Origin of the sequence: Pseudomonas sp. PS01299 (assembly GCF_029960145.1) — a bacterium.
GTDB lineage: Bacteria > Pseudomonadota > Gammaproteobacteria > Pseudomonadales > Pseudomonadaceae > Aquipseudomonas > Aquipseudomonas putida_A.
On record NZ_JASCPO010000153.1, the window covers coordinates 1 to 13907 of the forward strand.

Sequence of the window (13907 nt, forward strand, 5' to 3'; positions counted from 1 at the left end):
GGCGCGAAGCGGCCCTGAACCCATTGCATACGATATGTCAGTGGGAAAACGGTTGCAGGTTTGGGTTTGCTTCGCAACCCATCGGGGATAAATCCCCTCGCCACAGGGTTCACTCTCACTGGGCACAAAGGTAATTGAGTACCCCCATGATTTTCAGGACCGTGGCCAATGCATGAGCATCCGCTGCAACGCTTCTTCAAATCCCTGCGCGAACGACCGGTGTTTGCCTGGGAGCGCTATCAGATGCGCGATGTGCTGGTGATCGACCATCCGCTGTGTCAGGCGGTGTTCAGTCGGCAGGGCGCGCAGTTGCTGCACTTTCAGCCGCGCGGGCAGAAACCGTGGTTGTGGTGTGCGGCGAAGTGGCCGCACGTTGGCGCCATTCGTGGCGGCGTGCCGGTGTGCTGGCCGTGGTATGGCCGCCATCCGAGCGAAAACGCCTGGCCATCTCATGGCTGGGCGCGGCTGCTCGACTGGAAATTGCTCGACAGCAGCAGCGCCGAAGACGGCGTGCGACTGCATTGGCAATTGCAGCTGTGCGATTGGCAGGTTGACCTGCACGCGCACCTCGGTGAGCGCATGGAATTACGCCTGAGCACCGAGCATCAGGACGACATGCCGTGCCAATTGAGCCAGGCTTTGCACGCTTACTGGCGTATTGGTGATGTCGGTGAGATAGCGCTGTCTGGGCTCGAAGGCGTGCAGGGTTATGACCAACTGAGCCGCCAGTCCTGTCAGCAGGAAGGCGAGCTACGCGTCGATGGCGGTTGTCAGCGGGTGTTCCAGCACGACGGCGAATTACAGCTCAAGGATCACGCTTGGCAGCGCGAGTTGTGCATCGATACCGGTGATAGCGGCGATACCGTGGTCTGGCATCCTGGCTCGCGCCCCCTGTTGGGCGTGAGCTGGGATGAGGTGACGGAGTTTGTCTGTGTCGAAGCGGCGGCGGGCGGTACCGACAGCCTGCATCTGGCGCCGGGGGAGAAGGCGCATTTGAGTTTGCAGGCGTGGGCGGCGGCTTGAGTGCGTCAAGTTCACCGCTACCCTCACCCTAGCCCTCTCCCGGAGGGAGAGGGGACCGAATCGGGGATATTCGAGAGATTCACCGACCTGAACGAATGTCGGTGAATCCATAATCGACTCGGTGTTTCAGGTCGATGTACCGCGCAAGACACCTCGGTCGGCTCCCTCTCCCTCCGGGAGAGGGCTGGGGTGAGGGTGCTTCTGATCTTTAGTTGAATTCATCCCCAACCGGGTACCGGCTGGCATTCAAGCTCTCTTTGATCTTGCGCAGATGCGGCTGGAAGTCCACCCCGCGACGCAGCGTCATGCCGGTCGCCAGCACATCCAGCACCGTCAGTTGAATGATCCGCGAGGTCATCGGCATATAGATGTCGGTGTCTTCCGGCAGCGGAATGTTCAGGCTCAGGGTACTGGCCTTGGCCAGCGGTGAATTCTCGGCGGTCAGGCCCAGCACCGAAGCGCCGTTCTCCCGGGCGATGCGCGCCACTTCCACCAGTTCGCGGGTGCGGCCGGTGTAGGAAATGATCACGAACAGCTCACCGGTATGCGCCACCGAAGCAATCATTCGCTGCATCAGCACATCCGCATGGGCGGTGACGGCGAGGTTGAAACGGAAGAATTTGTGCTGCGCATCCAAAGCCACAGGCGCTGACGCACCGAGGCCGAAGAAGTGGATCTGCCGGGCCTGAATCAACAGGTCGACGGCGCGGCTGATCAGGTTCGGATCGAGCGCCTGGCAAGCGCTGTCCAGCGAGGCGATGGCGCTGCCGAAAATCTTCTGCGTGTACGCCTCGGGATTGTCATCGGCCTCCACCGCGCGGCTGACATATGCCGCGCCACTGGCCAGGCTTTGCGCCAGTTGCAGCTTGAGTTCAGGGTAGCCGCTGACACCGAACGAACGGCAGAAGCGGTTGACCGTCGGCTCGCTCACCGATGCGGCCTGGGCGAGGGCGGCGATGCTGAAGCGGGTGGCCTGCTGCGGGTTGAGCAGGATCACCTCGGCGACTTTGCGTTCGGCCTTGTTCAGCTCTTCAAGGCGACTCTGGATCTGTTCCAGTAAATTTCGCACGCGGTCCATATGGAATTCCTAATTCACCTGCGCAAAGGTGCGCCGGGCTATGCAAATTGGGCCTTTGATATGGCCCGTAACGGTGGCCTATCCTACTGGTGGCTCCGACCGACCACCACTCGGAATCTGCATTTTGCGAAAATGTTGTGGTTATTACTACATTTTCCCTTGAGTGATGCCTTGAAAAAAGGTATTTGTAGCTTAACTTGATAAAAGAACAAACATCATGCCTTCGATTACGGTTGAACCGTGCACCTTTGCCTTGTTCGGCGCTCTGGGCGATCTGGCCCTGCGCAAGCTGTTTCCTGCCCTTTATCACCTCGATGGCGCCGACCTGTTGCACGAAGACACGCGCATCATCGCGCTGGCCCGTGAACCCGGTTCCGAGCAGCAGCACATGGCGTTCATCGCCGCCGAATTGCGCCGTTACGTCGGCAAAGAGCTGGACGAGGCCGTGGCCGAGCGCTTTCTGGCGCGCCTGAGCTACCTGCACGTCGACTTCCTCAAGGCTGAAGACTATGTGGCGCTGGCCGAAGCGGCCGGCAGCGCGCAACGCATGATTGCCTACTTCGCCACACCGGCAGCGGTGTATGGCGCGATCTGCGAGAACCTGGCGAAAGTCGGTCTGGCAGAAAACACCCGTGTGGTCCTGGAAAAGCCAATCGGCTCCGATCTGGAATCCTCGCGCAAGGTGAACGACGCCGTGGCGCAATTCTTCCCGGAGAACCGCACCTACCGCATCGACCACTACCTGGGCAAAGAGACCGTCCAGAACCTGATCGCCCTGCGTTTCGCCAACAGCCTGTTCGAAACCCAGTGGAACCAGAATTACATCTCCCACGTGGAAATCACCGTGGCCGAGAAGGTCGGCATCGAGGGCCGTTGGGGCTACTTCGACAAGGCCGGCCAGCTGCGCGACATGATCCAGAATCACCTGTTGCAGCTGCTGTGCCTGATCGCCATGGACCCGCCGGCCGACCTGTCCGCCGACAGCATCCGTGACGAAAAGGTAAAAGTGCTCAAGGCGCTGGCACCGATCAGCCCGGAAGGCCTGACCACTCAGGTGGTGCGCGGCCAGTACATCGCCGGGCACAGCGAAGGCAAGTCCGTGCCGGGCTACCTCGAAGAGCCGAATTCCAACACCCAGAGCGACACCGAAACCTTCGTCGCCCTGCGTGCCGACATCCGCAACTGGCGTTGGGCCGGTGTGCCGTTCTACCTGCGCACCGGCAAGCGCATGCCGCAGAAACTGTCGCAGATCGTCATCCACTTCAAGGAACCGTCGCACTACATTTTCGCGCCGGAACAGCGCCTGCAGATCAGCAACAAACTGATCATCCGTCTGCAACCGGACGAAGGCATTTCCTTGCGGGTGATGACCAAGGAGCAGGGCCTGGACAAGGGCATGCAGTTGCGCAGCGGTCCGCTGCAACTGAATTTCTCCGACACCTGGCGCAGCGCACGGATCCCCGATGCCTACGAGCGGTTGTTGCTGGAAGTGATGAACGGCAATCAGAACCTGTTTGTCCGTAAAGATGAAATCGAAGCCGCGTGGAAGTGGTGTGACCAGTTGATCGCCGGCTGGAAGAAGTCCGGTGACGCGCCCAAGCCGTATGCGGCCGGGTCGTGGGGGCCGATGAGCTCGATTGCACTGATCACGCGGGACGGGAGGTCGTGGTATGGCGATATCTGATGTGAAACTGCCCGCGGGCGTGAATGCCCACGAATTCAAGAGCCCGGTGCTGTTGGCCGAAGGTCTGGCGCTGAACGTCGCCAAGCAGTTGAGCGATGCCATCGCTGCACGCGGCAACGCGGTGCTGGTGGTCTCAGGCGGTCGCAGCCCGGTGGCGTTTTTTCAGCACCTGGCCAAGCAGGAGCTGGATTGGTCGAAGGTCGTCGTGACCCTCGCCGACGAACGCTGGGTACCGGTCGAACACGCCGACAGCAACGCCGGCCTGCTCAAGCAGTATCTGCTCAAAGGCCCGGCCGCCAAGGCGCAGTTCCTCAGCCTCTACAGCGCGGCGGCCAACGTCGAGCAGGCTGCGGAACAGGCCGACCGTCTGCTCGCGGAATTGCCGCCGATCGACGTGCTGGTGCTGGGCATGGGCGATGACGGTCACACCGCGTCGCTGTTCCCCGACAGCCCGAACCTGACTGAAGCCTTGCAGGCTGACGGCAGCCGTCGCTGCTGGCCGATGCTGGCGCCGAGTGTGCCGCGTCAACGCCTGACCATGAGCCGCGCGCTGCTGGCTTCGGCGAAGCACAAGATTCTGTCGATTTCCGGTCAGTCGAAACTGACCACTCTGAATGCCGCACTGGCATCCGACGACGTCGCGGCCATGCCGGTGCGCGCGTTTCTGCAACCTACGTTAGAGATTTACTGGTGCCCATGAGCCAAGGATCAGCCGCTATGAAAAATCCATCCCCGACCGTTTCCATGGCGGACAAAGTTGCCCTGATCGACAGCCTCTGCGCCAAGGCGCGGATCCTGCCAGTGATCACCATCGCCCGTGAACAGGACGTGCTGCCACTGGCCGACGCTCTGGCCGCCGGTGGCCTGACCGCGCTGGAAGTGACCCTGCGTTCGCAGTTCGGGCTCAAGGCGATCCAGATCCTGCGTGAGCAGCGTCCGGAACTGGTGACCGGTGCCGGCACCGTGCTTGATCGCAACATGCTTGCAGCAGCGGAAGCGGCGGGTTCGCAATTCATCGTCACCCCGGGCATCACCCGTGACCTGCTCGAAGCCAGCGTCGACAGCCCGATTCCGCTGCTGCCGGGCATCAGCAACGCCTCTGGCATCATGGAAGGCTATGGCCTGGGCTATCGCCGCTTCAAGCTGTTCCCGGCGGAAGTCAGCGGTGGCGTGGCAGCGATCAAGGCGCTAGGCGGCCCGTTCGGCGAAGTGAAATTCTGCCCGACCGGTGGCGTCGGCCCGGCCAACATCAAGAGCTACATGGCGCTGAAAAACGTCATGTGCGTGGGCGGTAGCTGGATGCTCGATCCCGAATGGATCAAGAACGGCGACTGGGCGCGCATTCAGGAATGCACCGCCGAGGCCCTGGCGCTGCTGGACTAAACGTTTTACCTGACACTTCGTTGTGTGTTCTACGGCTTTACGGTGCGCTTGGTCGGTGCACCGTTTTTTTTTGCCCGGCAAAAATACTCATGGAAACGGCGCGACACATAGTTACCGCACCGCGGGGCTCGTGCGCCGTTAATCTGCGTTCATCTTATGGAAAAGAGAACGCGTCATGGAACGAGACACTTCAACCGCACCGTCACCATCGATCTATCAGTTGGCCCCCGAGCAGATCGCCGGGCCGTACTTTCGCAATCCCAAATTGCTGCGGCGCAACATCAGCGAAGGCGCCGAAGGGCTACCCTTGCTGCTGCGCCTGAGCATCGTCGACGCGATGACCGGCCAGCCGGTAAGCGGGGCACTGGTGGACATCTGGCACTGCAATGCACGAGGCGCCTATTCGGGGTGGAGCCGGATCAATCCGGATCTGGAGGTCGACTCCGATGCCATCGGCTCGGTGCCGCGCACCGACGATGACACCTATCTGCGTGGCAGCCAGTTCTGCGATCAGCAGGGGCGGGTGCGCTTCACCACCATCTATCCGGGGTTCTATGCCGGTCGGGCGCTGCACATTCATGTGGCGGTGCGCATGGTCAGCGGCAGTGAATATCTGGAGGAGCGCAACGTGGCCTGGGTCGGTCAGCTGTATTTCCCCGAAGTGGTGTCACGCGCGGTGCTCAATGCCCGTGACTATCGCGGGCGAGCCTCGACACCCTTGAACAATGCCGATGACAGCTACTACAGCAACATGCGCGGCGAAGATTCGACCCTGACCGTGTGGCCGATCGGCCGCGACTCTCACGAGGACGGCTTTTTCGGCCATTTGACCATCGGCATCGACACCTTTGCCGCCTCGTCGCAGATCAAACCCGAGGACTTCGACAAGTACACCGTGTGAACCGATCAACGCAGCTCGTTGAGTGCACGGGTCAGCAACTGCATGTCAGCCGCCGTGGTGGTCAGCCCCGGCGTGATGCGAATGCTCGGCCCGCTCGCTGCGCCGTTGCGTACCACGGTGAACAGGTTGTACTCGTTGAGCAGGCGCTCGACCATTGCCTGTTGATCGGCGTGGCGAGTGAAACGCATCGAGGTGATCCCGCAATACAGGCGCGGATCGTCCGGGGTCATCACCTCGATCCCCGGCAGGTGCCGCACCGCGCTGACCCACAGATTGCGCAGGTAATTGAGCCGGGCGCTTTTGGCCGCAGCGCCGCCGAGCGAGCGGTGCTCCTCGAGCGCCAGCGGCAGCGACATCAGCGCCGGAATGTTCGGCGTGCTGTACGGCGTGCGGGCGCGGATGTCGGTGGCCGGAAAGTGCATTTCGCCCATGTCCGGATCGATGTCGGCCAGGCGCTGCGGGGCGATGTACAGAAAGCCCAGGGTCAATGGCGCGCCAATCCACTTGTGCAGGTTAAAACCGGCGAAGGCGATGCCCATCGCTTCCAGATTGAACTCGATCTGGCCAAGGGCGTGAGCGCCGTCGAGGATGATGTCCACGCCATGCTGTTTCGCCAGTTCGGCGATGGCCTGCACCGGCATCACAAGACCGGTGCGGTGGGTAACATGGGTCAGGGCCATCAGTTTGAGTTTCGGATAGCGGATGAAGGCTTCGCGGTAACTGTCCAGCAGGCTGTCGAAACTGGCCGGGTGAGTGTGGTTGATCTCGATCACGTCGACGCCGCGATGGCGTGACAGCCAGCGCATGGCACCTTTGACCGTGTCGTATTCCAGGTCGCTGATCAGCACCTGATCGCCCGGAAGCAGGCGATTGTAATTGCGGATCAGCGATTGCAGCGCATCACTGGCGTTGCGCGTGAAAGCCACGCTCTGCGCGCGCACACCGATGGTCTCGGCCAGTTGCGCACGGATCTCCAGGCTGTCGTGCTGTTCGAAACGCTGGCGTACATACACCGAGTTGCTGGTGTTGATCAGCTCGATATTGCGCTGATAGTCCTCGATCACTGTGCGCGACATGCGCCCGAAGTAACCGTTCTCCAGGTTCAGCGGGCCGGTTTGCGCTTCGTAACGATCGGCGAAGGTTTGCCAGAATGCTTCGTCACGGGCGCGGCGGGTGTTGTCAGGCATGGTCGAGGCTCTAGGGAGGAGGGCGCTTCAGTGGCGCGGGGCAGGTTTGCCGTGTTTGGCGCGTAGTGGTTCGAGCAGATCCGACAGGCCGTTATGGTCGATTTCCTGCATCAGCGCCAGCAGTCCGCCGAGTTCGCCGTGAGGAAAACCCTCGCGGGCGAACCAGTTGAGGTAAGGCCCCGGCAGGTCGGCAATGATCCGGCCCTTGTACTTGCCGAAGGGCATTTCACGGGTGATCAACAGCTCAAGTTTTTCAGGATTCATCAGTGGCGATCATCTGGATTCAATCAGTCAGGAAAATACAGGCATTCTGCATGCAGGCCAAATGACAGATCATGCAAATAACCGTGATACAGATAGTTCAAATATCTTTAACTTATTGAAAAATAACGATTTATTTTTGAATGAAAAACTGGCACGCACACTGCAATAACCCTTGCATCTTCAACCAACCGCAAGGAATTGAAAAATGACTGACATGAATAAAGAAGCGATCTCTGTACTCAACGACCTGATCGAAACCTGCAAGGACGGCCAGGAAGGGTTCAAGACTTGCGCTGAAGACATCAAGCATCCAGAACTCAAAACCCTGTTCGTGACCCGTTCTGCCGATTGCGCGACTGCCGCCGCTGAACTGCAGGCTGAAGTGCGTAAACTGGGCGGTGATCCGGAAACCTCTACCAGCGTCAGCGGTGACCTGCACCGTCGCTGGGTCGACGTCAAAGCCATGTTCACCGGCAAGGACGAAGAGGCTGTGCTGAACGAGGCCGAGCGCGGTGAAGACCACGCCCTGAAGGCTTACCGTGAAGCCATCGAGAAAATCAACAAGCACGGCCTGGTCGGCATTCGTGACCTGGTTGAGCGTCAGTACCACGGCGTACAACGCAATCACGACCAGGTGAAAGCCCTGCGTAACCAGGCTCGCGCTCGTTCGTAAGCCACGCTGGTAAAACTGTGGGAGCGGGCTTGCTCGCGAATGCGCTGTGTCATGCAACGATGATGTTGCTGACATAACCGCTTCGCGAGCAAGCCCGCTCCCACTTTTGTTTTTTGTGTACCTGATGATCAGCCGATGCTGATCGCCGGCAGAGTCGGCAGGGTCACGGTCTGCTGCTTGCGCGGCGCCAGAATTTCGGCCTCGCCATCCACCACCAGCTCATCACGTTGGTTGAACACGCGAGTGGCGATGCGCACGCGAAACTTCGGCAGCTTCTCAAGGATTTCCAGGCGCACGGTCAGGGTATCGCCGATCTTCACCGGCTTCTGAAAACTCATCTGCTGACCGATGTAGATAGTGCCCGGCCCAGGCAGCTCGCACGCCACGGCGGCGCTGATCAGTGCACCGCTGAACATGCCGTGGGCGATGCGTTCCTTGAACATGCTGGCGGCAGCGAACTCGGCGTCCAGGTGCACCGGGTTGTGGTCGCCCGACATCGCGGCGAACAGCTGAATGTCGCGCTCTTCGACAGTCTTGCTGTAGCTGGCGGTCTGGCCGACTTCGAGGGCTTCGTAAGGGATGTTGGTAACCTGGGTCATCGGTCTTGATTCCTGTGACGGATTAAAGTGAATCCACAAAAAATTATTCGCTGCGATGGGGGCGGCGATGGCTTAGCGCCTGGTCGATCCAGGTCAGCACATCGGCAATCACTTCGTCGCGATTGGTTTCGTTGAACAATTCGTGCCGCGCCTGCGGGTAGATCTTCAGTTGCAGGTTCTGGCTGCCGGCCGAGCGCAACGCTTCGGCCAGATCTGTCAGACGCTTGCCTTCGCTCACCGGATCACATTCACCGCCGATCACCAGCAGCGGCAGGCCCGGGTCGATCTGGGCGAGATTGGACGCTTTGCTGATCTGCTGCAAGCCGCCGAGCAAGTCGATCCACAATTGATTGGTGCAGCGGAAGCCACACAACGGGTCGTTGGCATACAGATCGACCTCGACCGGGTCGCGGCTCAGCCAGTCGAACGGCGTGCGCGCCGGTTTGAATTTTTTGTTGAACGAGCCGAACGACAACCACTCGATCAGCGCACTGCGGCCCTTGCCACCCTGACGCAGTTTTTCGAAACGGGCGATTTGTCGCGCCGCGCCGTAAAGCGCCACCGGCTGGAAGTTCGAACCGCTGAGAATCGCCCCGTGCAGGCTGGCGCTGTGATGCAGCAGGTAACCCTGAGCGAGGTAGCTGCCCATGCTGTGCCCGAGCAGGATGATTGGCACGTCGGGATGCTGCTGGCCGATGTGCTGATTGAGGCTGGCCAGATCGCCGATCACCTTGCACCAGCCGTCGTCATCGGCGAAATGCCCGAGCGTCCCGTGTTCGGCGGTCTTGCCATGGCCGCGCAGATCCGGGGCGTACACACCGTAACCTTGTTCGCAGAACGCATTTGCCAGCCGCTCGTAGCGCGCGCTGTGTTCGGCCATGCCGTGGGCCAGCAGGATCAGCGCTTTCAAGGGCGCGGCGGGCAGCCACTGGTTGACGAACAGGCGGCTGCGGTCACTCGCGTCCAGCCAAAAGCCTCGGTGGATCATGACAATTCCTTTTTATCGAGCGGTAACGGCCCGCAGTCGTTGCATTGTATAGCGCGTCCGATCAGCTCACGCCACGGCAGGAAGATTCATACGATCAATGTCGCCATCGCCCATATTTGCCTCAATGGCCATAACTGCTAGTGTCCGTGAAGCTCCGCTTTTTGCTTTGTGCCCTCAGGGATCAGCGCGAAACCACAGAAAAGCGGCTCCCGGATCGATTCAGGTAAAGAGGACAAGAACAATGCAACCTGATTTCTGGAATGACAAACGCCCCGCCGGCGTACCACTGGACATCGACATGGGCGAGTTCAAGTCGGTGATCGAGGTGTTTGAGCGTTCCTGCAAGAAGTTCGCGGACCGTCCGGCCTTCAGCAACATGGGCGTGACCCTGACCTACGCGGAACTCGAGCGCCACAGCGCAGCGTTCGCCGGTTACCTGCAAGCCCACACCGATCTGGTGCCGGGTGATCGCATCGCGGTGCAGATGCCCAATGTGCTGCAGTATCCGATTGCCGTGTTCGGTGCCTTGCGCGCCGGGCTGATCGTGGTCAACACCAACCCGCTGTACACCGCGCGCGAGATGCGCCACCAGTTCAAGGATTCCGGTGCCCGCGCGTTGGTGTACCTGAACATGTTCGGGCAGAAGGTCCAGGAAGTGCTGCCGGACACTGACATCCAGTACCTGATCGAAGCGAAGATGGGCGACATGATGCCCACCGCCAAGGGCTGGCTGATCAACACCGTGGTCAGCAAAGTGAAGAAAATGGTCCCGGACTATTCGCTGCCGCAGGCGATCTCGTTCAAGAGTGCGCTGCGCCTGGGCCGTGGTCTGGGGATCAAGCCGGTGAAAGTCGGTCTCGACGACATCGCCGTGTTGCAATACACCGGCGGCACCACCGGCCTGGCCAAGGGCGCGATGCTGACCCACGGCAACCTCGTGGCGAACATGCAGCAAGTGCGCGCCTGTCTTGCACAGTTGGGGCCGGACGGTCAGCCGCTGCTGCGCGAAGGGCAGGAGGTGATGGTCGCGCCGCTGCCGCTGTACCACATCTATGCCTTCACCGCGAATTGCATGTGCATGATGGTATCGGGCAACCACAACGTGCTGATCACCAATCCGCGCGACATCGCAGGCTTCATCAAAGAGCTGAAGAACTGGCGCTTCTCGGCGTTGCTCGGACTGAATACATTGTTCGTCGCGCTGATGGAGCACCCGGACTTCAAGACCCTGGATTTCTCCAGCCTCAAGCTGACCAACTCCGGCGGTACCGCGCTGGTCAAGGCCACCGCCGAGCGCTGGGAGCAGATCACCGGTTGCCGCATCACCGAGGGTTACGGCCTCACGGAAACGTCGCCGGTGGCCTGCACCAACCCGTATGGCGAAAAGTCGCGTCTGGGCACGGTCGGTCTGCCGGTGCCGGGTACGCTGCTGAAGGTCATCGATGACGAGGGTGTCGAGCAGCCGATGGGCGAGCGCGGCGAGTTGTGCATCAAGGGCCCGCAGATCATGAAAGGCTACTGGCACAAACCCGAAGCCACCGCCGAAGTGCTGGATGCCGAGGGCTGGTTCAAGTCCGGTGATATCGCGGTGATCGACCCGGACGGCTTCGTGCGCATCGTCGATCGCAAGAAGGACATGATCATCGTCTCCGGTTTCAACGTGTACCCCAACGAGATCGAAGACGTGGTGATGGCCCACCCGAAAGTCGCCAACTGCGCGGTGATCGGTGTGCCGGACGAGCGTTCGGGCGAAGCGGTGAAGCTGTTTGTGGTGGCGCGGGAAACCGGGGTCAGCCTCGAAGAACTGAAGGCGTACTGCAAAGAGAATTTCACCGCTTACAAGGTGCCGAAACACATCGTGCTGCGTGAGTCGTTGCCGATGACGCCGGTCGGGAAGATTCTGCGGCGGGAGTTGCGCGATATCGCGTAGAAGTCCTGGAAGCGAAAAGATCGCAGCCTTCGGCAGCTCCTACATTGGAACTCATTCCCTGTAGGAGTTGCCGCAGGCTGCGATCTTTTGCTTTCAAGGCCCGGAAAACCGGGGCTTTCAAGGGTGTATAGGATTTTTGCTCTAAAATGACTGCTGGAAAGTCTTGAGTCACCAAAGTGACCATGGAGGCCGCTTTTGGCTCTAGTCGGCCCTCGGCAAAGCTGCTACTCTCGGCGCGCTTTGTGACTTCTCGGCCTGTAGAAAAGCCAGATTCACCAATACAAAACACACACCAATAATAATCGCATCAAATGCGGTGAAGAATTCGCGTTGCTGAGGAGTGGGCTTCCATGATCGAAGACTTTTGGAAGGATAAATACCCGGCTGGAATTGCTGCCGACATCAATCCAGACGAGTACCCGAATATTCAGGCAGTGTTGAAGCAATCCTGCCAACGCTTCGCCAACAAGCCGGCTTTCAGCAACCTGGGCAAGACAATCACCTACGGTGAACTGTACGAATTGTCCGGTGCGTTTGCCGCGTATCTGCAACAGCATACCGACTTGCAGCCCGGTGATCGAATCGCCGTGCAACTGCCCAACGTTCTGCAGTACCCGGTGGCCGTCTTCGGTGCGATCCGCGCCGGGCTGATCGTGGTCAACACCAACCCGCTGTACACCGCGCGGGAAATGGAACACCAATTCAATGACTCCGGCGCAAAAGCCCTGGTGTGCCTGGCCAACATGGCGCACCTGGCGGAAGCCGTGGTGCCAAAAACCGGGGTCAAGCACGTCATCGTCACCGAAGTCGCCGACCTGCTGCCGCCGGTCAAGCGCCTGCTGATCAACAGCGTGATCAAGTACGTGAAGAAGATGGTCCCGGCTTATCACCTGCCCAAAGCCGTCAAGTTCAACGACGTGCTGAGCAAGGGCCAGGGCCAGCCTGTGGCCGAAGCCAATCCGCACAGCAGCGATGTCGCGGTGTTGCAGTACACCGGCGGCACCACCGGCGTGGCCAAAGGCGCGATGCTGACCCATCGCAACCTCGTCGCCAACATGCTGCAGTGCAAGGCGCTGATGGGCTCCAACCTCAATGAAGGTTGCGAGATCCTGATCACCCCTCTGCCGCTGTACCACATCTATGCGTTCACCTTTCATTGCATGGCGATGATGCTGATCGGCAACCACAACATCCTGATCAGCAACCCGCGCGACCTGCCGGCGATGGTCAAGGAACTGTCGAAGTGGAAGTTCAGCGGCTTCGTTGGCCTCAACACGTTGTTCGTCGCGTTGTGCAACAACGAAGGTTTCCGCAAGCTGGATTTCTCCAACCTGAAAGTCACCCTGTCCGGCGGCATGGCCCTGCAACTGGCCGCCGCCGAGCGCTGGAAAGCGGTGACCGGTTGCTCGATCTGCGAAGGTTACGGCATGACCGAAACCAGCCCGGTGGCCACGGTCAACCCGATCCAGAACATCCAGATCGGCACCATCGGCATTCCGGTGCCGTCGACCCTGTGCAAAGTCATCGACGATGCGGGTGTCGAGCAGCCCATGGGCGAAATCGGCGAGCTGTGCGTCAAGGGCCCGCAAGTAATGAAGGGCTACTGGCAGCGTCAGGAAGCCACCGACGAAATCCTCGACAGCGAAGGCTGGCTGAAGACCGGTGACATCGCGCTGATCCAGCCCGATGGCTACATGCGCATCGTCGATCGCAAGAAAGACATGATCCTGGTATCCGGTTTCAACGTTTACCCGAACGAACTGGAAGACGTGCTGGCGACCCTGCCGGGCGTATTGCAGTGCGCGGCCATCGGCGTGCCGGACGAGAAGTCGGGCGAGGCGATCAAGATTTTCATCGTGGCCAAGCCGGGCGTGACCCTGACCAAGGAAACCGTGATGGAGCACATGCGCGCCAACGTCACCGGTTACAAGGTGCCGCGTTCGGTGGAGTTCCGCGATGCGCTGCCGACCACCAACGTCGGCAAGATCCTGCGTCGTGAGTTGCGTGATGAAGAGCTGAAGAAGATCAAGGCCAAGTCCGCCGCCTGAAGCAAAAAGCCCCGCAGATGCGGGGCTTTTTGTTGGAGTAGGTGGTGGATCTGTAGTGACTGTGATGCCGCCTTCGCGAGCAAGCCCGCTCCCACATTCAACCGCGTTCCTCCAGTTGGAATACAGTCAAATGTGGGAGCGGGCTTGCT

Annotated in this window: 13 protein-coding genes; 8 read left to right on the forward strand and 5 right to left on the reverse strand. The window is 60.1% G+C overall.

Going from position 1 to position 13907, the window contains the following annotated elements; genetic code table 11:
• Window positions 1-168 precede the first annotated feature (168 nt).
• Entirely contained in the window at window positions 169-1023 is an 855-nt protein-coding gene (locus QMX91_RS21790; protein WP_135296408.1) for a D-hexose-6-phosphate mutarotase, read from the forward strand.
• Between the two features lie 208 nt (window positions 1024-1231).
• Here QMX91_RS21790 and QMX91_RS21795 read toward each other — a convergent pair whose 3' ends face one another.
• Complete coding sequence (locus tag QMX91_RS21795; protein ID WP_169842436.1) at window positions 1232-2092, reverse strand: MurR/RpiR family transcriptional regulator; 861 nt, start codon at window positions 2090-2092, stop codon at window positions 1232-1234.
• A 226-nt stretch (window positions 2093-2318) separates the two neighbouring features.
• On the opposite strand from QMX91_RS21795, the gene zwf reads away from it, so the two are divergent.
• The 4 genes from zwf (at window position 2319) to QMX91_RS21815 (ending at window position 6069) form a co-directional block, all read left to right on the forward strand.
• A complete protein-coding gene (gene zwf / locus QMX91_RS21800; RefSeq protein ID WP_097085913.1) occupies window positions 2319-3785 on the forward strand; it encodes a glucose-6-phosphate dehydrogenase in 1467 nt (488 codons plus the stop codon).
• Window positions 3772-4485 carry a 6-phosphogluconolactonase gene (pgl, locus tag QMX91_RS21805; RefSeq protein ID WP_095137060.1) on the forward strand — a complete coding sequence of 238 codons (714 nt, stop codon included), beginning with the start codon at window positions 3772-3774 and terminating at the stop codon, window positions 4483-4485. The genes zwf and pgl overlap by 14 nt, the downstream gene beginning before the upstream one ends.
• 17 nt (window positions 4486-4502) lie before the next feature.
• Window positions 4503-5168, forward strand: coding sequence for a bifunctional 4-hydroxy-2-oxoglutarate aldolase/2-dehydro-3-deoxy-phosphogluconate aldolase (locus QMX91_RS21810; protein WP_003227433.1), 666 nt, complete (start codon window positions 4503-4505; stop codon window positions 5166-5168).
• Window positions 5169-5343: 175 nt separating this feature from the next.
• Complete coding sequence (locus QMX91_RS21815) at window positions 5344-6069, forward strand: intradiol ring-cleavage dioxygenase (RefSeq protein ID WP_098965238.1); 726 nt, start codon at window positions 5344-5346, stop codon at window positions 6067-6069.
• A 5-nt stretch (window positions 6070-6074) separates the two neighbouring features.
• Here the strand turns inward: QMX91_RS21815 and QMX91_RS21820 are convergent, their stop codons facing one another.
• Both QMX91_RS21820 and QMX91_RS21825 read right to left on the reverse strand, forming a co-directional pair.
• Window positions 6075-7256: an aminotransferase class V-fold PLP-dependent enzyme gene (locus QMX91_RS21820; protein ID WP_135296405.1), complete on the reverse strand. Its 1182-nt coding sequence runs from the start codon at window positions 7254-7256 to the stop codon at window positions 6075-6077.
• Window positions 7257-7283: 27 nt separating this feature from the next.
• Window positions 7284-7520 carry a DUF3820 family protein gene (locus QMX91_RS21825; RefSeq protein ID WP_003227425.1) on the reverse strand — a complete coding sequence of 79 codons (237 nt, stop codon included), beginning with the start codon at window positions 7518-7520 and terminating at the stop codon, window positions 7284-7286.
• 205 nt (window positions 7521-7725) lie between these two features.
• On the opposite strand from QMX91_RS21825, the gene QMX91_RS21830 reads away from it, so the two are divergent.
• Window positions 7726-8193 carry a PA2169 family four-helix-bundle protein gene (locus QMX91_RS21830; protein ID WP_003227422.1) on the forward strand — a complete coding sequence of 156 codons (468 nt, stop codon included), beginning with the start codon at window positions 7726-7728 and terminating at the stop codon, window positions 8191-8193.
• 128 nt (window positions 8194-8321) lie between these two features.
• On the opposite strand, the gene QMX91_RS21835 is transcribed toward QMX91_RS21830, so the two are convergent.
• Together QMX91_RS21835 and QMX91_RS21840 are read right to left on the reverse strand one after the other, a co-directional pair.
• On the reverse strand, window positions 8322-8792 hold the full coding sequence (locus QMX91_RS21835; protein ID WP_003227420.1) for a MaoC family dehydratase: 471 nt from the start codon (window positions 8790-8792) through the stop codon (window positions 8322-8324).
• A gap of 43 nt (window positions 8793-8835) precedes the next feature.
• Window positions 8836-9780 (reverse strand): alpha/beta hydrolase, encoded by a 945-nt coding sequence (locus QMX91_RS21840; protein WP_096795063.1) that lies wholly within the window; start codon window positions 9778-9780, stop codon window positions 8836-8838.
• A 241-nt stretch (window positions 9781-10021) separates the two neighbouring features.
• Here QMX91_RS21840 and fadD2 point away from each other — a divergent pair, with 241 nt between their 5' ends.
• Window positions 10022-11710, forward strand: a complete 1689-nt coding sequence (gene fadD2 / locus QMX91_RS21845; RefSeq protein WP_282413356.1) for a long-chain-fatty-acid--CoA ligase FadD2 — start codon at window positions 10022-10024, stop codon at window positions 11708-11710.
• Window positions 11711-12060: 350 nt separating this feature from the next.
• Entirely contained in the window at window positions 12061-13758 is a 1698-nt protein-coding gene (gene fadD1 / locus QMX91_RS21850; protein ID WP_003227414.1) for a long-chain-fatty-acid--CoA ligase FadD1, read from the forward strand.
• The last annotated feature ends 149 nt before the right edge of the window (window positions 13759-13907 follow it).